The organism is Superficieibacter sp. 1612_C1, assembly GCF_015234305.1.
Taxonomy (GTDB): domain Bacteria; phylum Pseudomonadota; class Gammaproteobacteria; order Enterobacterales; family Enterobacteriaceae; genus Superficieibacter.
In genome coordinates, this window is sequence record NZ_JADGMI010000001.1 from 20,620 (window position 1) to 41,928 (window position 21,309).

General features: G+C 55.1%; 19 protein-coding genes and 3 pseudogenes. 17 read left to right on the forward strand and 5 right to left on the reverse strand.

Going from position 1 to position 21,309, the window contains the following annotated elements; all coding sequences use genetic code 11:
• Positions 1 to 134: 134 nt before the first annotated feature.
• The gene (locus tag INT84_RS00155) at positions 135 to 326 is read right to left on the reverse strand and encodes a toxin-module SymE (RefSeq protein ID WP_194205152.1); all 192 of its coding nucleotides are present in this window, start codon (positions 324 to 326) and stop codon (positions 135 to 137) included.
• A gap of 107 nt (positions 327 to 433) precedes the next feature.
• Here INT84_RS00155 and INT84_RS00160 point away from each other — a divergent pair.
• The 12 genes and pseudogenes from INT84_RS00160 to INT84_RS00200 all read left to right on the forward strand — a co-directional run.
• Positions 434 to 862 (forward strand): annotated as a pseudogene (locus INT84_RS00160) (RHS repeat-associated core domain-containing protein); the annotation flags it as partial.
• 106 nt (positions 863 to 968) lie between these two features.
• Positions 969 to 1,292, forward strand: coding sequence for a putative adhesin (locus tag INT84_RS24385; RefSeq protein WP_370529634.1), 324 nt, complete (start codon positions 969 to 971; stop codon positions 1,290 to 1,292).
• Between the two features lie 9 nt (positions 1,293 to 1,301).
• Positions 1,302 to 1,784: a hypothetical protein gene (locus tag INT84_RS00165; protein ID WP_194205153.1), complete on the forward strand. Its 483-nt coding sequence runs from the start codon at positions 1,302 to 1,304 to the stop codon at positions 1,782 to 1,784.
• A 181-nt stretch (positions 1,785 to 1,965) separates the two neighbouring features.
• Positions 1,966 to 2,172 (forward strand): annotated as a pseudogene (locus INT84_RS24390) (hypothetical protein); the annotation flags it as partial.
• Between the two features lie 12 nt (positions 2,173 to 2,184).
• A pseudogene (locus INT84_RS24125) lies at positions 2,185 to 2,319 on the forward strand (IS3 family transposase); the annotation flags it as partial.
• A 394-nt stretch (positions 2,320 to 2,713) separates the two neighbouring features.
• A complete protein-coding gene (locus tag INT84_RS00170) occupies positions 2,714 to 3,433 on the forward strand; it encodes a FadR/GntR family transcriptional regulator (RefSeq protein ID WP_176916884.1) in 720 nt (239 codons plus the stop codon).
• Positions 3,430 to 4,443, forward strand: a complete 1,014-nt coding sequence (locus tag INT84_RS00175; protein ID WP_194205154.1) for an ABC transporter ATP-binding protein — start codon at positions 3,430 to 3,432, stop codon at positions 4,441 to 4,443. Before INT84_RS00170 ends, INT84_RS00175 begins: the two co-directional genes overlap by 4 nt.
• Positions 4,440 to 5,522, forward strand: a complete 1,083-nt coding sequence (locus INT84_RS00180) for an ABC transporter ATP-binding protein (RefSeq protein WP_194205155.1) — start codon at positions 4,440 to 4,442, stop codon at positions 5,520 to 5,522. Before INT84_RS00175 ends, INT84_RS00180 begins: the two co-directional genes overlap by 4 nt.
• Before the next feature lie 2 nt (positions 5,523 to 5,524).
• On the forward strand, positions 5,525 to 7,039 hold the full coding sequence (locus tag INT84_RS00185; RefSeq protein WP_194205156.1) for an ABC transporter substrate-binding protein: 1,515 nt from the start codon (positions 5,525 to 5,527) through the stop codon (positions 7,037 to 7,039).
• 18 nt (positions 7,040 to 7,057) lie between these two features.
• A complete protein-coding gene (locus tag INT84_RS00190) occupies positions 7,058 to 7,999 on the forward strand; it encodes an ABC transporter permease (RefSeq protein WP_176916880.1) in 942 nt (313 codons plus the stop codon).
• Positions 8,000 to 8,001: 2 nt separating this feature from the next.
• Entirely contained in the window at positions 8,002 to 8,877 is an 876-nt protein-coding gene (locus tag INT84_RS00195) for an ABC transporter permease (protein WP_194205157.1), read from the forward strand.
• A gap of 9 nt (positions 8,878 to 8,886) precedes the next feature.
• The gene (locus INT84_RS00200) at positions 8,887 to 10,488 is read left to right on the forward strand and encodes a gamma-glutamyltransferase family protein (RefSeq protein WP_194206075.1); all 1,602 of its coding nucleotides are present in this window, start codon (positions 8,887 to 8,889) and stop codon (positions 10,486 to 10,488) included.
• 119 nt (positions 10,489 to 10,607) lie between these two features.
• Here INT84_RS00200 and INT84_RS00205 read toward each other — a convergent pair whose 3' ends face one another.
• Positions 10,608 to 11,378 (reverse strand): amidohydrolase, encoded by a 771-nt coding sequence (locus INT84_RS00205; RefSeq protein ID WP_194205158.1) that lies wholly within the window; start codon positions 11,376 to 11,378, stop codon positions 10,608 to 10,610.
• 93 nt (positions 11,379 to 11,471) lie between these two features.
• Positions 11,472 to 13,919, reverse strand: a complete 2,448-nt coding sequence (gene fadE / locus INT84_RS00210; RefSeq protein ID WP_194205159.1) for an acyl-CoA dehydrogenase FadE — start codon at positions 13,917 to 13,919, stop codon at positions 11,472 to 11,474.
• 239 nt (positions 13,920 to 14,158) lie between these two features.
• Here fadE and lpcA point away from each other — a divergent pair, with 239 nt between their 5' ends.
• Together lpcA and INT84_RS00220 are read left to right on the forward strand one after the other, a co-directional pair.
• Entirely contained in the window at positions 14,159 to 14,740 is a 582-nt protein-coding gene (gene lpcA / locus INT84_RS00215) for a D-sedoheptulose 7-phosphate isomerase (RefSeq protein ID WP_176916876.1), read from the forward strand.
• 38 nt (positions 14,741 to 14,778) lie between these two features.
• Positions 14,779 to 15,546 carry a class II glutamine amidotransferase gene (locus INT84_RS00220; protein WP_194205160.1) on the forward strand — a complete coding sequence of 256 codons (768 nt, stop codon included), beginning with the start codon at positions 14,779 to 14,781 and terminating at the stop codon, positions 15,544 to 15,546.
• On the opposite strand, the gene dpaA is transcribed toward INT84_RS00220, so the two are convergent.
• Complete coding sequence (dpaA, locus tag INT84_RS00225) at positions 15,517 to 16,248, reverse strand: peptidoglycan meso-diaminopimelic acid protein amidase (protein WP_194205161.1); 732 nt, start codon at positions 16,246 to 16,248, stop codon at positions 15,517 to 15,519. The two genes, INT84_RS00220 and dpaA, sit on opposite strands and share 30 nt — an antisense overlap.
• Before the next feature lie 271 nt (positions 16,249 to 16,519).
• Between dpaA and dinB the strand changes: the two genes are divergently transcribed.
• The 3 genes from dinB (at position 16,520) to prfH (ending at position 19,540) form a co-directional block, all read left to right on the forward strand.
• A complete protein-coding gene (gene dinB, locus INT84_RS00230) occupies positions 16,520 to 17,575 on the forward strand; it encodes a DNA polymerase IV (protein ID WP_194205162.1) in 1,056 nt (351 codons plus the stop codon).
• A gap of 211 nt (positions 17,576 to 17,786) precedes the next feature.
• Complete coding sequence (locus INT84_RS00235; protein ID WP_194205163.1) at positions 17,787 to 18,926, forward strand: RNA ligase RtcB family protein; 1,140 nt, start codon at positions 17,787 to 17,789, stop codon at positions 18,924 to 18,926.
• Positions 18,923 to 19,540 (forward strand): peptide chain release factor H, encoded by a 618-nt coding sequence (gene prfH, locus INT84_RS00240; RefSeq protein WP_194205164.1) that lies wholly within the window; start codon positions 18,923 to 18,925, stop codon positions 19,538 to 19,540. The genes INT84_RS00235 and prfH overlap by 4 nt, the downstream gene beginning before the upstream one ends.
• A 77-nt stretch (positions 19,541 to 19,617) precedes the next feature.
• On the opposite strand, the gene pepD is transcribed toward prfH, so the two are convergent.
• Positions 19,618 to 21,075: a cytosol nonspecific dipeptidase gene (gene pepD, locus INT84_RS00245; protein WP_194205165.1), complete on the reverse strand. Its 1,458-nt coding sequence runs from the start codon at positions 21,073 to 21,075 to the stop codon at positions 19,618 to 19,620.
• Positions 21,076 to 21,309 lie beyond the last annotated feature (234 nt).

The window sequence follows — 21,309 nt, forward strand, 5'->3', positions numbered from 1 at the left end:
AGCCATCAGTGATCTTTTATTGTGAAAAGGATCACTGATGGTGACGATTTTGACTCCGTGTTGTCTGTATTGCAGACATGCTCAATGTAACACCGAACAGCGGAAGATCCCAGTTCATCACCAGGATCGCTCTGTCACTTGCTACGTTTGATTACCGGAATATCGCCAGTATTATTCAGCGCACCGGGAAAATCTTTCAGCCACGCTTTAACTTTTCGCTGATTGATATAGGCTACGCTCATTCCTTCAATGCAGCCCCACAGTTCGAGGGTATTTTGCGGCGTAATAACGATGTAGTCTTTCATCACCCTAATTTTAACGGGCATCCTATTAATCAGGGAAATCGCATGAAAATCACATAAAATTCAGTATGATATAATGTCGTTCAAAGTCCGGATAGAAATCAATCTTAAAATACGGCCCTGAGGCGGGACTACCGAGCCAGCAGGTGAGCCGGGAGCGGCAGTTACACCCGACGGAGCCGGTGCGCTGGATGACGCGGGCGGTTCATGGGGTGAGTGAACAGACAGGCCGTCCGCTGATGTTCTTTAACAGTGCAGGTGAGGCAGTCAGACGTCCACTGGACATCACGCTGTGGGGGCGGACAGCGGCAGCCTTAACAGCAGACCCCGACCTTCCGCGCCGGCGGGAGGATGAGGAAGCGGACCCCGGCCTTCTGTATGCGGGGCAGTGGCGGGATGCGGAATCAGGGCTGTGCTACAACCGGTTCAGGTACTACGAGCCGGAAAGCGGGATGTACCTGGTGAGTGACCCGCTGGGGTTGCAGGGAGGGGAGCAGACTTACCGGTATGTAGCAAATCCGTGTGGGTGGGTTGATCCGCTGGGGTTAAGTAAAAGCTCGATATTAACCCGAGGGAGTAACGCTGGTCATGGATATGCTGCCAGTGTGAGTTCTGGAGGGCGAGGAACGGTGTTAGCCGGGCATGGGGGCAAGGTTTGGCGATAAAATGATAGTCCCAGAGGGAACTTCTATAACTATACCGAGAGATGGTATCAAGATATCTGATGTAACGGGAAGATTATTGGAATCTGGTAATATTGAGGATATTATGAAGGTTGCAAAAGATAATCCACGAGTAGCTGATGATCTTGAAGGATGGGTTACACATTTTCCTGGGTCTCAGATTCCTGACTATATATTAAAACCGTCGGTCAAACTTAATATATTGAGTAACTCAACTACAGTAGATTCGACAACGTATTTATCTCAACTAGTTACGTCTAATCAAGGTAATGTTATCTGGGCTGCTTGCACTGAGTTTCTAAAATAGAGAGGCTTTATGTATTTTGAAGATAATTCTGAATATACGTATTTTCTCCCTGAATGTGTTTCTTTACCGGAGGTTAAGAACATTGGATGGCTGGATTGTGAATTTCCTTTTGTTAAGGGGCAGGTTGATTTTTGTGTTGTTAATAAATTGATGGGAATAGTTCTAAGGGATAACAAATCCACTAGTTATATAGTTAATAGAATAAGAGGGTTCTATAAGTGTGTTTTTTGTGAGGATGAAATGATAAAAATCACAAATGGAGAGAATGTGGAATATCTTGGTATGAGTGAAATTTGGATACCATCAATCTGCGAAGGCGAGTACTATGCTTTTCCTTCTCTAATGCTGCACTATATACAATCTCATGAATATAGACCGCCAGACAAATTCATTGCATCTGTTTTGAATTTAGATTTGAATAAGAAATTCATAGCTCAAGATATTTATAAGGAAAGAATTAAAAAATTAAACATAGATTTTTGGTTTGGATGAAAGTAGTATTTGGGTGTTCATTACTCTAAAAAATTATAAATAATGTATTCAATTAATAGAAGATATTTTTTAGATAAAGGTACTATGACCTTTTCATGTAATGCTACAGAGAATGTAGTATTACAGCTATGACAGTTGCGGCTACCTGAGCGGCCAGTGGGCGGGAAAATACGGTACAGGCGATGATGTCCTGACCAGCGTGCGGCACCTGGTGTTCAGCGGTTTTAAGCTGCTGAGCCAGCAGATGAGCCGGGAGCGGCAGGTACGCCCGACGGAGCCTGTGCGCTGGATGACGCGAACGGTCCATGCGGTGAGTGAGCCGACAGGCCGTCCGCTGATGTTCTTTAACAGCGCAGGTGAGGCGGCCAGGCGGCCGCGGGACACCACGCGGGTGTACAGGGCTTTACAGATGGCATGGAAAAGCCGCGGCAGGCCGGAAAATATAATGTTCCACAGCGGACAAGGCAGTCAGTATATGGACCTGGCATGTCAGTAACTTCTGTGGAGATGCCGGATAAATCAAAGTGTCAGTCGTTGAGGAAACTATTGGGATAACGGCCTATTCAGAAAGCCTGAATCAGAAATGATGCAGGCTTTCGTCGTTTATACCCTCCACGCCTTCGATCGCAATTAACAAAACATAAACCAAAAATGTGCATTTAATTAACATTCGCACACATTTAGTGCGTTATGCGCACCAATAACGTGCAATCCTCCACCCGTTTTACTCCCGCTTACCCCGCCCTATAACCTCCCTGTAAAAAATAACCCTCCCATTATCAACCCTTTACCCAAAAAATCCAAAAAACTCCCGAACCAATACGTTATTGGTTCGTAAATTGCTTATTCATTAGAGCGATAAGTAAACATCCATACTAATAACTTATTGTTAATAAAAATAAAGCAATGATGAGAGCAGGCGAACCAATATGGAAAAACCGTCACGGTTTCTGGCAAATTCCAGCACCGCGCTTGAACAACTGCGTGGGCTGATCAACCAGCATGAGTCAACACCAGGCGTTCCGCTTCCCACCGAGCGTGAGATGGCGGAAATACTCGGCGTGGGGCGACGCGAAGTTCGCCGTGCGCTGGACGTGCTGGAAGAAGAGGGCCGCATCTGGCGCAAGCAGGGGAAGGGGACATTTATTGGTCCTGCTGCTCCGGTAGAGCCGCTGGCCCTTCAGGGGCTGGTGCAGCAAACTAACCTGCTGGAAATCATGGAAGCTCGCCTGCAACTCGAACCCGGCTTAGCCCGTCTTGCGGCGTTACGCGCCACCAGGGAAAACCTCGCGCTGATGCAGCGCATGCTGGAACGTATTAATAAGGTCAGCCCGGACGACCGCGATCTTAACGAATTGTGGGACAGTGCTTTTCACCGGGCTATTGCCGAGGCCGCCGGAAATCGCCTGCTGCTGGGGCTTTTTGACGCCATCGATGCTGTGCGTCGTGAACCTGCCTGGCAGCATCTGCGTGAACTGGCGCGTACGCCCGAACGTGTCGATCACTATAACTCCCATCATCACGCCATTATCAATGCGATCGTTCAACGTCAGCCCAACGAGGCGGCGGCCGCGATGCGCGAACATCTGCTCTCCCTGCAAAATGCCCTGATCCAGGCCATTCACCTTGAGGACGATATCACGCTATGACGACGATCCCCTTTAAGGAGTCCAAACCCGTACTACGCCTGCAAAACCTTAACGTCAAATTTGCCGGTTCGCCGGTCAGCGTGCTGGATGGCATTTCCCTGACTGTCGAGGCGGGAGAAACGCTGGCGCTGGTGGGCGAGTCCGGCTGCGGAAAAAGTATTACCTCGCTGGCGCTGATGGGGCTGCTGCCTGCTAGCGCACAGATTGTCAGCGGCGACATGCAGTTCCGCCGTCACGACCTGCGTAAACTCTCCCCCCGGGAATATGCCGATCTCCGTGGGCGCGAACTGGCAATGATTTTTCAGGAGCCGATGACCTCGCTGAACCCCGCCTTTACGCTTGGCGATCAGCTGAGCGAAGCGGTGATGCGTCATCAGAATGTTGGCCGTACTGAAGCAATGGCCATCGCCCTGCAAATCCTGGAAAAAGTACAGATCCCGGCGGCAGAAATGCGCCTTAAAGCGTATCCACACCAGCTCTCGGGCGGGATGCGCCAGCGTGTGATGATCGCCATGGCGCTGATTAATCACCCTCGTCTGTTAATCGCCGATGAACCCACGACCGCGCTGGACGTGACGATTCAGGCCCAGATCCTCGCCCTGTTAAATGCCCTTAAGGAAGAGACCGGCACGGCAGTTCTGATGATCACCCATGATTTAGGCGTGGTCGCCGAAGTGGCACAGCAGGTAGCGGTGATGTACGCCGGGCAGGTGGTGGAGCAGGGGAGCGTCGAGGCCATTTTTGCCGATCCGCAGCATCCTTATACCATCGGTCTGATGGGCTCGATCCCGTCTCTTGGCGCACGCAAAGGGCAGCTTTCAACCATACCCGGTTCCGTACCGCTACCCGAAGCGATGCCGCAGGGCTGTCGTTTTGCCACCCGCTGTCCTTTTGCGCAAACCCGCTGCCATGAGCATAAACCTTCCTTACAGACGATGGGTGTAAACCATCAGGTCGCCTGTTTCCGTGCGCCGCTGGAACAGCATATCGCGCTGGGAGAAATCGCATGACTATACCGATCCTTGAAGCCCGCGACCTGAGCAAACGCTTTCCGGGGCCGAAAAAACTGTTTACCCCGGCGCGTTATGTTACGGCGGTCGACCGCGTTTCGCTCGCCGTGATGCCGGGAGAAACCCTGGCCATTGTCGGCGAGTCCGGTTCGGGTAAATCGACACTCGGTCGCCTGTTGCTTCGTCTTCTGGCAGCCAGCGAAGGACGAGTCTTTTATCAGGGGGAAGAGATCACCAGCGCCACCGGCGCACGCCTGAATCAGCTGCGGCGTGAGCTGCAAATCATTTTTCAGGATCCCTTCGCCTCGCTGAATCCGCGCATGACGGTGGAGCAAATCGTCGGCGAGCCGCTGTGGCTGCATCAGAACATGAACAAGTCCGACCGTCGCTATCAGGTGGCCGAACTCTTGAAAACCGTCGGGTTGCCCGCCGCATGGGCTGACCGCTTTCCGCATGAATTCTCCGGCGGGCAGCGACAGCGTATCGGCATTGCCCGCGCCCTGGCGTCCGGGCCAAAACTGCTACTGGGTGACGAGCCGGTCTCGGCGCTGGACGTCTCGGTTCAGGCGCAGGTGGTCAATCTGCTGGAAAGCCTGAAACATCAGCTTGGTCTGACAATGATTATTGTTGCTCACGGTCTGGCGGTGATCCGCCATATGAGCGATCGCGTGGCGGTGATGTATCTCGGGCAAATCGTGGAGCTCGCCACTGTCGATGAAATTTTTGACGCGCCGCTGCACCCTTATACCCAGGCGCTGATTGCCTCCGCGCCGCAAATGCAGCCGGGCATGCAGCGCGATGCGCCGCTGTTACAGGGTGATTTACCGAATCCGGCCAGTCCACCCAGCGGCTGCCGCTTTCATACACGCTGTCCCTACGTGACCGATCAGTGCCGCCAGATTGAACCCATTAATCAGGTTCTGAATGGTGGACGGCAAATTGCCTGCCACCGCTGGCAGGAACTTAACCGCGATCGCAGCGTGATCCAGATTGCGCCGCCCTCTGCCGCCTTTTTACGTCGCCGCGCGCTGTTCGAACAGGCGGCAACCCACTCCTCTCTTCCACCAAGGAACTCATGATAATGACAATGCGTAACTCTCTTTTGACCGTACTGGGAAGTGTTATGTTGCTTGGCGCGGCGCTACCTGCGCATTCGGAAAACGTGCTGCGAATTGGTCTGGGTGCAGATCCGGATATGCTCGATCCACATCTGGCGCGGACCTACTATGGCCGATTTGTCTTCGCCTCGCTGTGTGATCGGCTGGTGGATGTGGATGAAAATCTGAAAGTGGTGCCGGGCCTGGCGAAAGACTGGGCGTGGAGCGATGACGGCAAAACCCTGACCATGAACCTGCGCGAAGGGGTGACGTTCCACGACGGCGAGAAATTTGACGCGGCGGCGGCCAAATACAACCTCGACCGGGCATTGACGCTGAAAGGTTCGCTGCGCAAAAGCGAAATCTCCTCTATCGAATCGGTAGAAGTGACCAGCCCGATGCAAATCGTCCTGCATCTGAAAACGCCGGACGCCGCGCTGCTGATGCAGTTGACCGATCGCGCCGGGGCGATGCTGGCTCCGGAAGCTGCCAAAAAACCTGACTTTGCCGCGCATCCGGTCTGCTCCGGTCCGTACAAATTTGACAGCCGCGTGTCGCAGGATCGCATCGTACTGAGCCGTTTCGACAATTACTGGAACAAAAGCGCGTATCACTTCGACAAAATTATCTATCTGCCGATCCCGGATGCCTCGGTGCGGCTGGCTAACCTGCGCGCGGGCGACCTGGACCTCACCGAAGGCATCGCCGCCAGCGATGTGAAAACCGTTGAGGCGGACAGTAAACTGGCGCTCGCCAAAGTCACCGGCCTCGGCTATCAGGGCATTACCTTCAATATCAATAACGGCAAGGTTCCGGCTAACGATCCGTTCAAAGATGCCCGCGTGCGCGAAGCCTTTTCGCTGGCAATCGACCGTGACGCACTGAATCAGGTGGTGTTTGAAGGGTTATACACGCCATCAAACCAGGCGTTCTCGCCGGTAAGCCCTTATCACGTAAAAGTGCCGGTGCCACAACGTAATGTGGAAAAAGCGCAGGCTCTGCTGAAAGCGGCAGGCGTGACCACGCCGCTGAAGGTTAACCTGCTGGTGCCGAACAACCCGACGTCACAGCAGGTCGGCCAGGTATTGCAGGCGATGGTCGGCGAAGCTGGCTTTACCCTTAATCTGCAAATGACCGAGTTTGCCACGCTGCTCGACCGTCAGCAGAGCGGCGATTATCAACTGAGTTTCTCCGGCTGGTCTGGTCGCCCGGATCCGGACGGCAGCATCTACAGCTTTATCAACAGCAAAGGCACCCTCAACGATGGCCGATACAGTAATGCACAGGTTGACGAATGGCTGGCTCAGGCGCGCCTGAGCAACGATCCGGCCGTGCGCCAGCCGCTGTATGACAAGGTAGTGAAACAACTGCAAACCGATATGCCGATTGCTTATCTCTACTTTGAACCGCGCATTTTTGGTCTGAATAAAAAAGTGCAGGGCTTTAAACCTTACCCGGACGGCATTGTGCGCGTAGCGGGTCTGACGCTGGCGCAATAACCGGCGCGAGGAGAAATCATGCTGGAACTGATTTGCAAACGGCTGTTGCTGGCGATCCCTACCTTATTGCTGGTGAGCATGATGGTCTTTGGCCTGCAAAAACTGCTGCCCGGCGATCCGCTGATCGCCATGGCGGGTGAGGAGCGTGACCCGGCGGTCATTGCCCAGCTTCGTGCGGAGCTGAATCTGGACGCGCCGATACCGGTGCAGTACTACAACTGGCTGACCCGCGCGCTACAGGGCGACCTCGGTTCGTCATTGCGCACCCACGAGCCGGTGACGCAGCTTATTGCCAGCAAGCTGCCGGTGACGGTGGAGCTGTCGCTGCTGGCGATGATCATCGCGCTGGTGTTCGGTATCAGCATGGGGATCCTCGCAGCGGTCAACAAAAATAGCTGGGTCGATCACGGGGCTAACTTTGTGGCGATCTCGGGGATCTCAATACCGCACTTCTGGTTAGGGATCCTGCTGATCCTGGTGTTTTCCGTGAATTTGCAGTGGTTACCCGCGTCAGGCTATGTGCCGTTTAGCGAAGATCCGCTGCAAAACCTGCGCACGCTGCTGCTTCCGGCGTCGGTGTTGGGAACCGGGCTGGCGGCAACCCTGATGCGTCATACCCGCGCCTCAATGATTGCGGTGCTGAAAGCGGATTACATCCGCACCGCGCGGGCGAAAGGACTACTGCCAAAAGCGGTGATTTTAAAGCACGCCTTTCGCAACGCGCTGGTGCCGGTAATCACCCTGACCACGCTGCTGTTTGGTGAGTTGTTGGGCGGCGCGGTGTTAACCGAACAGGTTTTCACCATTCCGGGCTTCGGCAAGATGATCGTCGATTCCGTTTTTAACCGTGATTATGCGGTGGTGCAGGGCGTAGTGCTGATTGTGGCCATTGGCTTCCTGTTGCTCAACCTGCTGGCGGATGTGCTTTACGTCCTTATCAACCCGAAAATGCGAGGCTAATTATGGCGGAACTCACAACGCAAAACGTGGCGCTGACAACACCGCGCGCGCAGAACCGGGTGCTGAAAAAATTCCTCGCCAATAAAAGCGCGATGATCGGTGCGGTCGTGGTCGGCATCTTCGTGCTGATTGCGCTGCTGGCACCGTGGATCGCCCCATTCGATCCGGTCAAAGCCAACTTCCTGACGGTGCGTAAACTGCCGTCAGAGCTTTACTGGTTCGGCACGGATGAACTGGGGCGCGACATTCTCTCGCGCATTATCTGGGGCGCGCGTACCTCGCTAATGGCGGGCTGCGTGTCGGTGATCATCGCGGTCGTCATCGGCGTGCCTCTCGGGCTGGTGGCGGGCTATTTCCAGGGGATCTGGGACGGGGTGCTCTCGCGTTTCATTGAGGCGCTGCTGGCCTGTCCCTTTTTGATCATGGCTATCGCCCTGGGCGCGTTTCTCGGGCCGAGCCTGAGCAACGCGATGATCGCTATCGGACTCTCCGCCATGCCGATCTTCGCCCGTCTGACGCGCGGGCAGGTGATCGCGATCCGTAACGAAGAGTATATCGACGGCGCGCGGGCCATCGGCCTGCCGGACCGCTGGATCATCGTGAAATACGTGCTGCCGAATGTGATGTCGCCGATCCTCGTGCAGGCCACGCTGGCGATTGCCTCGGCCATTATTGCTGAAGCCAGTCTCTCATTTTTAGGGCTGGGCCAGCAGCCGCCTAACCCTTCATGGGGCTCCATGCTCAACACGGCGAAAGGGTTTCTCGAACAGGCACCGTGGATGTCCGTTTTCCCCGGCGTCGCCATTTTCCTGGCGGTGCAGGGCTTTAATCTACTCGGCGACGGGCTGCGCGACGCGCTCGATCCGCGCCACGACTAAGGAGTCATGATGACCAAAGTGCTTGATTTTTCTACCGGTTACGCTTCACGACGCCCGCCGATGCTCGGTCATAATGCCGTGGCGACGTCTCAGCCGCTGGCGGCACAGGCCGGGATGCGAATGCTGCAACTGGGCGGCAATGCGGTAGACGCCGCTATCGCCACGGCAATGGCGCTCACCGTGGTAGAGCCGACGGGCTGCGGTATCGGCAGCGATGCGTTCGCCATTATCTGGGACGGGGAAAAGCTGCACGGCCTGAATGCCTCCGGGCGCTCACCGGCCAGCTGGCACGCCGACCTGTTTGCCGGTAAAACGGCGGTGCCGGAAATCGGCTGGGACGCGGTAACCGTACCTGGCGCGGTCTCCGGCTGGGTAGCGCTGGCGGAGCGTTTTGGCACGCTGCCGCTGACTACCCTGGCGCAGCCTGCGATTGACTATGCCCGTAACGGCTTTCCGGTATCGCCGCTGATCGGTCATCTGTGGCAGCGCGGCTATAACAAACTGAAAGATCAGCCGGGCTTCAGCGCCTGTTTTGCCCCGGAAGGGCGTGCACCGCGCATCGGTGAAATTTTCCGTAACCCGGCGCAAGCGAAAACGCTGGAACTGATTGCGCAAACCAAAGGTGAAGCATTTTATCGTGGCGAACTGGCGCAGAAAATTGCTGCTTTTGCGCATGAGCATGGCGCGCACCTGACGGCACAAGATCTGGCGAATCATCGCGTCGACTGGGTCGAACTCTTGTCGCGCGATTTTGCCGGTGGATCGGTGCAGGAACTGCCGCCGAACGGGCAGGGGATTGCCACGCTGATCGCGCTCGGGATCCTGGAGCAGTGCGATATTGGCCGTTACGATCCGGACTCGGTGCAGTCGCTGCATCTTTCCATTGAGGCGATGAAGCTGGCGCTGGCGGATCTCGATCGCTACGTGGCGGATGAAGCGCATATGGAGTTTGCCGCCAAAGAGCTGCTCAGCGACGCCTACCTGAAATCCCGCGCCGCACTGATCGACCCGGATCGTGCCTCTGATTTCACCTACGGCTCACCGACGCAAAGTGGGACGGTGTACGTCTCTACCGCCGATGCCAGCGGCATGATGGTGTCGTTTATTCAGTCAAACTTTATGGGCTTTGGCTCCGGCGTCGTGGTGCCGGATACAGGAATCAGCCTGCAAAACCGCGGCTGTGGTTTTGTGCTCGACCCGAATCATCCGAACGCGCTGGCGGGGAGCAAGCGACCGTTCCATACCATCATTCCGGGTTTTGCAATGGGCGGCGACGGTAAACCACTGATGTCGTTTGGCGTGATGGGCGGACCAATGCAGGCGCAGGGACATATGCAAATGGCGCTGCGCATTATGCTGCACGGGCAGAATCCACAGGCGGCGATTGACGCGCCGCGCTGGCGTGTGGTGCAGGGGAGAGAGGTGATTGTCGAATCGACCTTCAGCCGCAACGTCATTGCCGGGCTGCGTGAGCGTGGGCACCTTATTACCGTGGAAGATCCGCTACAGGATTATAATTTCGGCGGTGCGCAGGTAATTTACCGGATGCCGGAAGGGCACTACGTGGCGGCGACCGAAAGCCGCAAGGATGGTCAGGCGCTGGTCAGCTGACGCTAATGCCCGGTGGCGCTGCGCTTACCGGGCCTACAAAGTTTTTCTAACGTGCTGAAGTAGTGCGTCTTTATGCACCTGTAGGCCGGGTAAGGCGAAGCCGCCACCCGGCATTTTTATCACCCAAGGCTAAACGGGTCCGCATCCTGCCAGGCCGGAAACTTCTCCCGATACTCCTTCAGCGCCGTCAGCGACAGCTCGGCGTCAATCCGCGTCGCCTGATGCGGCTCGGCGGTGGCGAGGATCTCACCCTGCGGGGTGATCACCCGGCTATCCCCACGATAGTGGTGGCCGTTACCATCGGTGCCGACGCGGTTACAGCCCGCCACATACGCCTGATTCTCAATGGCGCGCGCCACCAGCAGCGCCTGCCAGTGCAGGGAGCGCGGCGCGGGCCAGTTAGCGACATACAGTGCCAGATCGTAATCATTACGGTTGCGAGACCACAGCGGGAAGCGCAGGTCATAGCAGACCAGCGGTAAAATACGCCAGCCGCGCCACTCAAAAATAACGCGCTCGCTGCCCGCTTCATAATGACGATGTTCCTCCGCCATGCGGAACAAATGGCGCTTATCGTAATAGTGAACTTTCCCTTCCGGCTCCACCAGCAGGAAGCGGTTCACCGGGCCGCGTTCGCTTTGCAATGCGGCGCTACCGGCAATCAGCGCGTTGGTTTGCTGAGCTTTGGCATGCATCCAGGCCAGCACATCATCCTGCGCCAGCGATTGCTGCGCGGCCTCCATCGCAAAACCGGTGGTAAACATCTCCGGCAGCACGATGATATCGCGCCCGGCGATCCCTTCCAGTTGGCGATCGAAATGGCGCAGGTTAGCCGGACCGTCCATCCAGACCAGCGGTTGTTGCAACAGGGTAATTTTCAGACCAGGCACGATCGTACTCCTCGTTTTACAGCATCCAGTCACTCTAGCATGGCATAAAAAATAAAAAACCCCGCCTGAGCGGGGCTGATAAGTGAGTGAACGTTATGCCGCTTCAGGCTTGCGCAATTTTACCGGCGGCTTTTTTACCGGTTTAGTCGCCAGCGCATCAGGCTCAAAATCGTCCACGTTGATGCTGCGTAAGCGGCTCTCTTCCGCCTTGATGAGCAGCGCGGCCTCATCCTGATTGATAAGCCCTTTGGACAGCGCGTTCTTCGCCAGTTCGTCCAGACGGGTAAATGGCAGATTTTTACCGATTTCTTTACAGATGCGCTGGTGAATGGGATCGGCCGCCATCACATCACGCAATGCCTCTTCCAGCAGCCCTACCGGATTATGCTCGTCCGGTGTCAGATACTGACCGCGGCCGATGCGTGCACGGGTAGCGCACGGCGTTTGCAGGATCTGGGCAACTTTATGATCAAGCTTATCGGACGGCGCATCATAGTGGCGGCCTGTCGGGAAGATCGTCGCGCCCAGCAGCCCGGCCACCGCACGGTTCGGGAAGTTGCGCAGCAGTTCGCCGATGGCGATCTCAGCCTGGTTGAGCGCATCCTGCACGCCCCAGTGAACCAGCGGCAGATCCGCTTCGTGGCGACCTTCATCGTCATAACGTTTCAGTACGGCCGAGGCGAGATAGAGCTGACTCAGCACGTCGCCCAGGCGGGCGGAAATGCGCTCGCGACGCTTCAGGCTACCGCCCAGTACCGCCATTGATACATCTGAAAGCAGGGCCAGGTTGGCGCTCAGGCGGTTAATATGCTGGTAATAGCGTTTAGTCGCATCCTGCGCTGGCGACGCGCTGGTAAGCCCACGCGTCAGGCCCAGCCAGAAACTCCGCACGACGTTAGAACCGACATGGCCGATATGTTTAAACAGCAGGGTATCAAACGCGTCGGCGTCGTTATTCTGTGCGGCGGCCATCTCATCCAGCACGTAAGGATGGCAGCGGATCGCCCCCTGACCGAAGATCATCATGCTACGGGTCAGAATATTCGCGCCTTCAACGGTAATCGCAATCGGTGCGCCCTGATAGGCACGTGCCAGGAAGTTACCTTCGCCCAGCATAATGCCTTTACCGCCGGTGATATCCATCGCGTCAATAATGGCGCGCTGTCCACGGTGGGTACAGTGATACTTCACGATGGCAGACAGCACGGCAGGTTTTTCGCCCAGCATAATGCCGTAGGTAATCAATGAGGCTGCGGCATCCATCACGTAAGCGTTACCGGCAATACGCGCCAGCGGCTCTTCGATACCCTCCATTTTACCGATGGAGACTTTGAACTGGCGACGGATATGCGCATACGCGCCGGTCGCCATCGCCGCCGACTTCAGGCCGCCCGTGGAGTTGGAAGGCAGAGTAATACCGCGTCCGACGGAAAGACACTCAACCAGCATACGCCAGCCCTGACCGGCCATTTTCGGCCCGCCGATGATGTAATCAATCGGGACAAACACGTCCTGACCGCGGGTTGGCCCGTTCTGGAATGGCACGTTCAGCGGGAAGTGACGGCGACCAATCTCAACGCCCGGCGTGGTGGTGGGGATCAGCGCGCAGGTGATACCGAGGTTCTCTTCGCCGCCCAGCAGTTTATCCGGATCGGTTAACTTAAAGGCCAGACCCAGTACGGTGGCGATTGGAGCCAGCGTAATATAGCGTTTGTTCCAGGTCAGGCGCATACCCAGCACCTGCTCGCCTTGCCAGTCGCCCATACAGACGACGCCGGTATCGGGGATAGCGCCCGCATCGGAGCCAGCTTCCGGGCTGGTCAGCGCAAAACAGGGGATCTCCTGACCGCGCGCCAGACGCGGCAGGTAATGATTTTTTTGCTCTTCAGTACCGTAATGCTGCAACAGTTCGCCCGGCCCTAAAGAGTTCGGAACGCCGACGGTAATCGCCAGGATGCCGGAGACGCCGGAGAGTTTTTGCAGTACGCGAGACTGTGCATAAGCGGAGAATTCCAGGCCGCCGTACTCTTTCTTGATAATCATCGCAAAGAAGCGATGTTCTTTCAGAAATGCCCACAGTTCCGGCGGCAGGTCGGCCAGTTCATGCGTGATCTCGAAATCATTCGCCATACGGCAGGCTTCTTCCGTCGGACCATCAATAAAAGCCTGTTCCTCGGCGGTCAGATGCGGCTGCGGGTAGCTGTGCAGCTTTTTCCAGTCCGGCGTACCGCGGAACAAATCGCCTTCCCACCAGGTTGTGCCCGCGTCAATCGCCTCTTTTTCTGTCCGCGACATTGGCGGCATCACTTTACGGAAGCTGCGGAATGCCGGAACGGAAATCATCGATTTGCGCATGGGCTTAAGATTAAGCGGGAGCAGGAGAAGCAAAACGGGTAGCAGCATCCACAGCGACCAGATGCCCGCCGCGCCCAGCGCCGCCGTCCAGGCAATTAAAATCAGACTACTCAAAACTAAGCTGACCCGGTGATAAAACAGCACGCCGAGCAGAATAACGGTGGCAACAATACTCAAAATCATCATAAAGAAAAGCTCCCTGGTTTGTAGGAGGTCTGACCACTTGTGATGATATGGTTGTAGTGGATGTTATTTTTTTTATCAATGTATTTACAATATAATTACAACCTCGCTCACATTGTTGCCGTTTTTCAGCGCACGGAAAATCAAAACAGCGGCGGATCGCCCCGGCTTCTGCTTCCCGCTTCTGGTGCGATTGGGTACACTGCATAGTGTCATTTTTATAAAATCTGAAGGATATCCTCATGTACCAGGATCTGATTCGTAATGAACTGAACGAAGCGGCGGAAACGCTGGCTAACTTTCTGAAAGATGAAGCCAATATTCACGCGGTCCAGCGCGCGGCGGTGCTGCTGGCCGACAGCTTCAAGGCGGGCGGAAAAGTGCTCTCCTGCGGCAACGGCGGTTCTCATTGCGATGCGATGCACTTTGCGGAAGAGCTGACGGGACGTTACCGTGAAAACCGTCCGGGCTACCCGGCGATCGCCATTTCCGACGTTAGCCATATCTCCTGCGTGAGCAACGATTTTGGCTATGATTATATTTTCTCCCGCTACGTTGAGGCGGTGGGACGTGAAGGTGATGTGCTGCTGGGGATTTCTACTTCTGGTAACTCTGCGAACATCATTAAGGCTATTGAAGCCGCTCGCGAGAAGGGAATGAAAGTGATTACCCTGACCGGGAAAGATGGCGGTAAGATGGCAGGAACGGCGGATATTGAAATTCGCGTGCCGCATTTTGGTTATGCCGATCGCATTCAGGAAATCCATATCAAAGTTATTCATATCCTGATCCAGCTGATCGAAAAAGAGATGGTTAAAGCCTGATGTTGCGGGGCGACCCGCACTGTTGTATGAGGTGAGCTATGTGTGAATTGCTCGGGATGAGCGCGAATGTGCCAACTGATATCTGCTTTAGTTTTAGCGGGCTTGTACAGCGCGGGGGAGGCACCGGGCCGCATAAAGACGGCTGGGGCATTACCTTTTACGAAGGCAAAGGTTGTCGTACATTCAAAGATCCGCAACCGAGCTTTAACTCACCGATCGCCAGACTGGTGCAGGACTATCCGATTAAGTCCTGCTCCGTGGTGGCGCATATTCGGCAGGCCAACCGGGGTGAAGTGGCGCTGGAAAACACGCACCCCTTTACCCGCGAGCTGTGGGGACGCAACTGGACCTACGCGCACAACGGGCAGATGACGGGGTATAAATCGCTTGAAACGGGGATGTTTCGCCCGGTGGGCGGGACCGACAGCGAGAAGGCATTTTGCTGGCTGCTGCATAAACTGACTCAGCGCTATCCGCGCACGCCGGGTAACATGCTGGGGGTATTTAAATATATTGCGAGCCTTGCCGGAGAAATGCGCCAGAAGGGCGTGTTTAACATGCTACTGTCAGACGGGCGTTATGTGATGGCGTTCTGCTCGACGAATTTGTACTGGATCACTCGTCGTGCGCCGTTTGGGCTGGCAACGCTTATCGATCAGGATATGGAAATTGATTTTCAGCGGGAAACCACACCGAACGATGTGGTCTCCGTGATCGCGACTCAACCCTTAACGGGTAATGAAACCTGGCAAAAAATTATGCCAGGCGAGTGGGCGTTATTTTGCCTCGGGGAGCGTATAGTTTGACGCCAGCTGCGGATGCACAATCTCGTGGCTCAGCGGCTTGCTGACCACGTAGCGTCCGTCAACGACGGAGACCATCGGCGGCTCCTGAGTTAGCGCAAAGTAATCGTAGCCGGGTTTCAATTGCTTCCAGAAATCGATATATGCGGAGTACTTATGCCGCTGCATATTGGCATCGGTCATACGGAACGGGTAGATGCTGACCTGCACCACCGGCTGACCAAACACCAGGGCTCCGGTAACAAACTGGAAGATCTCATCAATGCCGGAATCGGTCATGGCATAGCAGCCGATAGACACGCAGTTTCCGTGGATCATCAGGTATTTGCCTTCATAACCGTGCGCGCGATCGTACGCGTTCGGAAAACCAATGTTAATGGCTTTATAGAAGCGACTGTCGGGTTTTAGCTGGCTACGTTGTACGGTGTAGAACCCTTCAGGACTCTTGAAGTCGCCCTGACGCTGCTTAGGTCCCAGTCCGCCGGAATACTTGCAGATGTTGTAGCTATCAAGGAGCTGATACTTCTCGCCCATTTTGACGTAAAGATCGAGGGTGCGCTCTTCCTTAAAGATCTGGATGTAAACCGGCGACCCCATTAACTGCTGCTTATACTCTTTGTTCACCGGCGCTGCTGAACCGGTCAGGCCGGCAAATGAGACACACGGCATCAGAAGCATCGCAAGAAAAAATGCGATTATGCGCATACTGCTTGTTCCTTGATAAACGTTACCACATTGCCAGAACGGCAAAAGAGACCCGAAATCAGACTTATCTGGATTAGGAGCGCTCACATTAGCACCACCGTATTTTTTCGCAAGCCTGATGTACAGCGTTTACAAACAAGTTTGCGTTTAAACGTCTTTTTACGGACTTTCGAACGAAACGGCGACTGCTGTGCTCTGGACAAGGATAAACAGGCTTCTCAATTTATTCAATGTCACTGTATACTTATCCAGTGACTGACGGGGGCCGATGATGCGTAAGATCATACATGTCGATATGGACTGCTTTTTCGCAGCGGTAGAGATGCGTGATAACCCGTCCCTGCGTGATATCCCCATCGCTATTGGCGGCAGCCGCGAGCGGCGTGGCGTGATCAGCACCGCCAACTACCCGGCGCGTAAATTCGGCGTGCGCAGCGCGATGTCCACGGCAATGGCGCTGAAACTGTGCCCGCATTTAACATTATTACCAGGGCGCTTTGAAGCTTACCGTGAAGCCTCTGACCATATTCGCGAAATCTTCTCCCGCTATACGTCGCTGATTGAACCGCTGTCGCTGGATGAAGCCTATCTGGACGTCACTGATAGCCTTCACTGCCACGGCTCCGCGACGTTAATGGCGCAGGCGATCCGCAAGACCATTTATGATGAACTCAATCTCACCGCCTCGGCGGGTATTGCGCCGATTAAATTCCTCGCCAAAATTGCTTCCGATCTGAATAAACCTGATGGGCAATATGTCATCACGCCGGAAGAGGTGCCGAATTTCATTAAAACGCTGCCGTTAAGTAAAATTCCCGGCGTCGGCAAGGTATCGGCGGCGAAGCTGGAAAATATGGGGCTACGCACCTGTGAAGACGTGCAAAATAGCGATTTAGCGCTGCTGCTTAAGCGCTTTGGCAAATTTGGCCGCGTATTGTGGGAGCGTAGCCAGGGCATTGATGAACGCACGGTCAATAACGAACGGCTGCGAAAATCGGTTGGCGTCGAGCGCACGCTGGCGGAGGATATTCACGAATGGCACGACTGCGAAGCCATTATTGAACGTCTTTATCCGGAACTGGAAAGTCGGCTGATGAAAGTGAAACCCGATCTGCTTATCGCTCGTCAGGGCGTTAAACTCAAATTCAATGATTTTCAGCTTACGACCCAGGAACACGTCTGGCCGCGGCTCAATAAAGAAGATTTGATCGCTACCGCACGCAAAACCTGGGATGAACGCCGGGGAGGACGAGGCGTCAGGCTGGTCGGGCTGCACGTCACGCTGCTTGACCCGCAGCTGGAGCGACAGCTGTTGCTGGGGTTATAAGTCAGACCTTTAAGATTTAATAACCATTGCACAACCCGAATTTGAGTATTACTATACGCGCGTTTTCTACTCTCAATAACTGCAAAGGAGGTTCATCATGACATTTAATTCCCTGAACGCACTTTGCAGACATTTCCAGGATTAATCTTCCTTTATTGCCCTGGATTCGTCTGCCATTTCCTGATTTTTTAATTCATATATGGAATGGTATATGGGCAATTATATTCGTCCTTTATCCGATGCGGTATTTTCCATCGCTTCCGATAACCTGTGGATCGAAGGTTCTGCGATCCAACAATTACACACTACCGCTAAATTAGCGGGCATGACGCGCGTCGTCGGGATGCCCGATCTGCATCCGGGACGCGGCTATCCCATCGGCGCGGCGTTTTTCTCCCGCGGGCGTTTTTACCCGGCGCTGGTGGGCAACGATATTGGCTGCGGAATGGCGCTGTGGCAAACCGATTTACTGACCCGCAAATACAATGCGGATAAAACGGAAAAGCGGCTGGCTGAGCTACCGGATGTGGCGGACGCGCAGTGGCTGGCGGAAAATGTCCCCGCCGCAATGCAACATCATCCCTGGCGCTCCGCACTGGGATCGATTGGCGGCGGCAATCATTTTGCCGAGCTTCAGCAAATTGATAACATCGCCGATGCCGACACCTTCGCTCAGTCAGGTTTACAGAAAGCGCAGCTATTACTGCTGGTACACAGCGGTTCGCGCGGTCTGGGGCAGGCTATTTTACGTCGTCACGTCGAGGCATTTTCACATGACGGTTTGCCGGAAGAGAGCGACAATGCACGGCGCTATCTTAATGAGCATAACGATGCGCTGGCCTTTGCCCGCTGCAATCGTGAACTGATTGCCCGGCGGATCCTGCAACAGATCAAGGCAGAAGGCGAACCGCTGCTGGACGTGGCGCATAACTTCGTCGAACCCTGCACGGTAGCGGGTGAAGCGGGTTGGCTGCATCGCAAAGGGGCCACGCCGGACGGGCAGGGACTGGTGATCATTCCCGGTTCACGCGGCGACTATAGCTGGCTGGTAAAACCGATTATCAGTGACGAGAGTCTTTTCTCACTGGCGCACGGCGCGGGGCGGAAATGGATGCGCACCGAGTGTAAGGGCCGATTATCGGCAAAATTTACCCCGCTTCAGCTCAGCCGTACCGAGATGGGCAGTCGGGTGATTTGCCGCGATCGCCAGCTGATTTATGAAGAAGCGCCGCAGGCGTATAAATCTGTCGACAGCGTGGTGGACTGTCTGTTCGACGCCGGGCTGGTTACGCCGGTTGCCCGCTTGCGCCCGGTACTGACGCTGAAAACCGCAGGGGAGAAAAACGCATGATCTTATTGCAACTCTCTTCTGCTCAGGGGCCGGACGAGTGCTGTCTGGCGGTGCAAAAAGCGCTGAACCGTCTGGTTAAAGAGGCCGCCAGTGAGAAGGTCTCGCTGACGCTGCTCGAAACGGAGCCGGGCCGATTACCCGACACGCTGCGCTCCGCGCTGGTCTCGCTGGACGGCGAAAAGGCAATAGCGCTCAGCGAACGCTGGTGCGGCACGCTACAGTGGATTTGCGCCAGTCCGTATCGCCCGCACCACGGACGCAAAAACTGGTACGTTGGCGCGGCGCGTTTTACCCCTTCGGAGCAGGCGTTTTCCGCAGAGATACGCTTTGAAACCCTGCGCTCGTCCGGGCCGGGCGGGCAGCATGTCAATAAAACCGACTCGGCGGTACGCGCCACGCATATTGCGACGGGGATCAGCGTTAAAGTGCAGTCGGAGCGCAGCCAGCATGCCAATAAGCGGCTGGCCTGTTTACTGATAGCACATAAGCTGGAGCAGCGGCAGCAGGAACAGGGCGCGGAATTAAAGTCGCAGCGGCGGATGTTTCATCATCAAATCGAGCGGGGGGATCCCGTGCGGACGTTTAAAGGGATGAATTTCAGCGCGGTATCGTAACGGTTCTGAACCCAGCAAGCGTTTACCGCCGGGTTCATCATCAAAAAATCCGCGCCTCTGTTATGGCGCGGATATTATTACTTCTGCGGAATCGCCTTCAGCAGCTCGGTCAGCAGCGTCCAGTACTGGCCCACGCTTTCGATATGTACCTGCTCATCCGGGGAGTGCGGACCGGTAATGGTTGGCCCGATAGACACCATATCCATCTGCGGATACGGCTTCTTGAACAGACCGCATTCCAGACCGGCGTGGATCACCTGAATGTTCGGCGTTTTGTTGAACAGACGCTGGTAGGTTTCACGCACCAGCTGCATTACCGGTGAGCTGGCATCCGGCTGCCAGCCTGGATAGCCGCCTTTCGGCTGAGTTTTGGCTCCCGCCAGTTTACCCAGCGATTCCAGCATGCTCACCACGTAGTCTTTACCGCTGTCGATCAGCGAGCGGATCAGGCAGTGGATCTCAACGTTATCGTCAGTCATGGTAACGACGCCCACGTTCAGCGAGGTTTCCACCACGCCTTTAGCCACGTCTGAATTGCGGATCACGCCGTTCGGCGTGGCGTTCAACAGGTGCACAAAGCTGTCGCGAGACTGGGCGTTAAGCGCGCCTTTATCGGTGGTAGCGGGTTCCAGCACGATGGTCAGATTTTTTTCTTTGATCGACAGTTCGTTTTTCAGGATGTCCAGATAAGTGGCAACCTGCGTTTTTAACTGTTCTGCTTTTTCGGCAGAGACGGCAACGGTGGCAAAGGCTTCACGCGGGATTGCGTTGCGCAACGTGCCGCCGTTAAAATCCACCAGACGCAGATCCAGTTCGGCCGCATGGGCCGCCAGGAAGCGCGCCAGCAGTTTGTTGGCGTTACCCAGACCTAAATGGATATCGCCGCCGGAGTGGCCGCCTTTCAGACCTTTCAACGTCAGCTTAACGCTCTGGAAGCCCGCCGGGATCGCTTCGCGCGTCAGGGTCAGCCTGGAGGTAAAATCGATACCGCCCGCACAGCCCATGTAGATTTCACCTTCCTCTTCAGAGTCGGTGTTAATCAGAATATCCGCCTGTAACCAGCCCGCCTGTAGACCAAACGCACCGTCCATACCGGTCTCTTCAGTCATGGTCAGCAGCACTTCCAGCGGACCGTGCTCAACGCTCTCGTCAGCCAGCACCGCCAGCGCAGAGGCCATACCGATGCCGTTATCCGCACCCAGCGTGGTGCCGCGTGCTTTTACCCATTCGCCATCAATATAGGGCTGAATAGGATCTTTCGCGAAGTCGTGCACCGTATCGTTATTCTTCTGCGGCACCATATCCAGGTGCGCCTGTAACACTACCGGCTTACGATTTTCCATACCCGCAGTGGCTTTCTTACGGATCAGGATATTGCCCACAGCATCACGATCGACAAACAACCCTTTCTCTTTAGCCCAGCCCATAATGTGCTGCGCGAGTTCTTCTTCATGGTGAGAAGGGTGTGGAATGGAACAAATTTTGGCAAAAATATCCCACAGCGGCTGCGGAGATAGTTGAGACAGTTCAGACACGATAAGTCTCCTTTCGACTTTCTGCAAAGAGGCTTGCAGGTCAAGGGTTAGCAAAAAAGATCACACGACAAGTCAGGCTTGCGGATGAGCTTGAGAATACCACTTTATCCGGTTACGACCAGTATTAAGCACGCAAAAACACCCCGCAATACCGCTTAACACTGGTTTTTAGCGTTTCAGATCTCTATAATCTCGCGCAACCTATTTCCCCCTCGAACACTTTTTAAGCCGTAA

Coding starts and splice junctions, on each gene's coding strand:
- INT84_RS00155 (WP_194205152.1), bottom strand. CDS start 326: ATGCCCGTTAAAATTAGGGTGATGAAAGACTACATCGTTATTACGCCG.
- INT84_RS24385 (WP_370529634.1), top strand. CDS start 969: ATGATAGTCCCAGAGGGAACTTCTATAACTATACCGAGAGATGGTATC.
- INT84_RS00165 (WP_194205153.1), top strand. CDS start 1,302: ATGTATTTTGAAGATAATTCTGAATATACGTATTTTCTCCCTGAATGT.
- INT84_RS00170 (WP_176916884.1), top strand. CDS start 2,714: ATGGAAAAACCGTCACGGTTTCTGGCAAATTCCAGCACCGCGCTTGAA.
- INT84_RS00175 (WP_194205154.1), top strand. CDS start 3,430: ATGACGACGATCCCCTTTAAGGAGTCCAAACCCGTACTACGCCTGCAA.
- INT84_RS00180 (WP_194205155.1), top strand. CDS start 4,440: ATGACTATACCGATCCTTGAAGCCCGCGACCTGAGCAAACGCTTTCCG.
- INT84_RS00185 (WP_194205156.1), top strand. CDS start 5,525: ATGACAATGCGTAACTCTCTTTTGACCGTACTGGGAAGTGTTATGTTG.
- INT84_RS00190 (WP_176916880.1), top strand. CDS start 7,058: ATGCTGGAACTGATTTGCAAACGGCTGTTGCTGGCGATCCCTACCTTA.
- INT84_RS00195 (WP_194205157.1), top strand. CDS start 8,002: ATGGCGGAACTCACAACGCAAAACGTGGCGCTGACAACACCGCGCGCG.
- INT84_RS00200 (WP_194206075.1), top strand. CDS start 8,887: ATGACCAAAGTGCTTGATTTTTCTACCGGTTACGCTTCACGACGCCCG.
- fadE (WP_194205159.1), bottom strand. CDS start 13,919: ATGATGATTTTGAGTATTGTTGCCACCGTTATTCTGCTCGGCGTGCTG.
- lpcA (WP_176916876.1), top strand. CDS start 14,159: ATGTACCAGGATCTGATTCGTAATGAACTGAACGAAGCGGCGGAAACG.
- INT84_RS00220 (WP_194205160.1), top strand. CDS start 14,779: ATGTGTGAATTGCTCGGGATGAGCGCGAATGTGCCAACTGATATCTGC.
- dpaA (WP_194205161.1), bottom strand. CDS start 16,248: ATGCGCATAATCGCATTTTTTCTTGCGATGCTTCTGATGCCGTGTGTC.
- dinB (WP_194205162.1), top strand. CDS start 16,520: ATGCGTAAGATCATACATGTCGATATGGACTGCTTTTTCGCAGCGGTA.
- INT84_RS00235 (WP_194205163.1), top strand. CDS start 17,787: ATGGGCAATTATATTCGTCCTTTATCCGATGCGGTATTTTCCATCGCT.
- prfH (WP_194205164.1), top strand. CDS start 18,923: ATGATCTTATTGCAACTCTCTTCTGCTCAGGGGCCGGACGAGTGCTGT.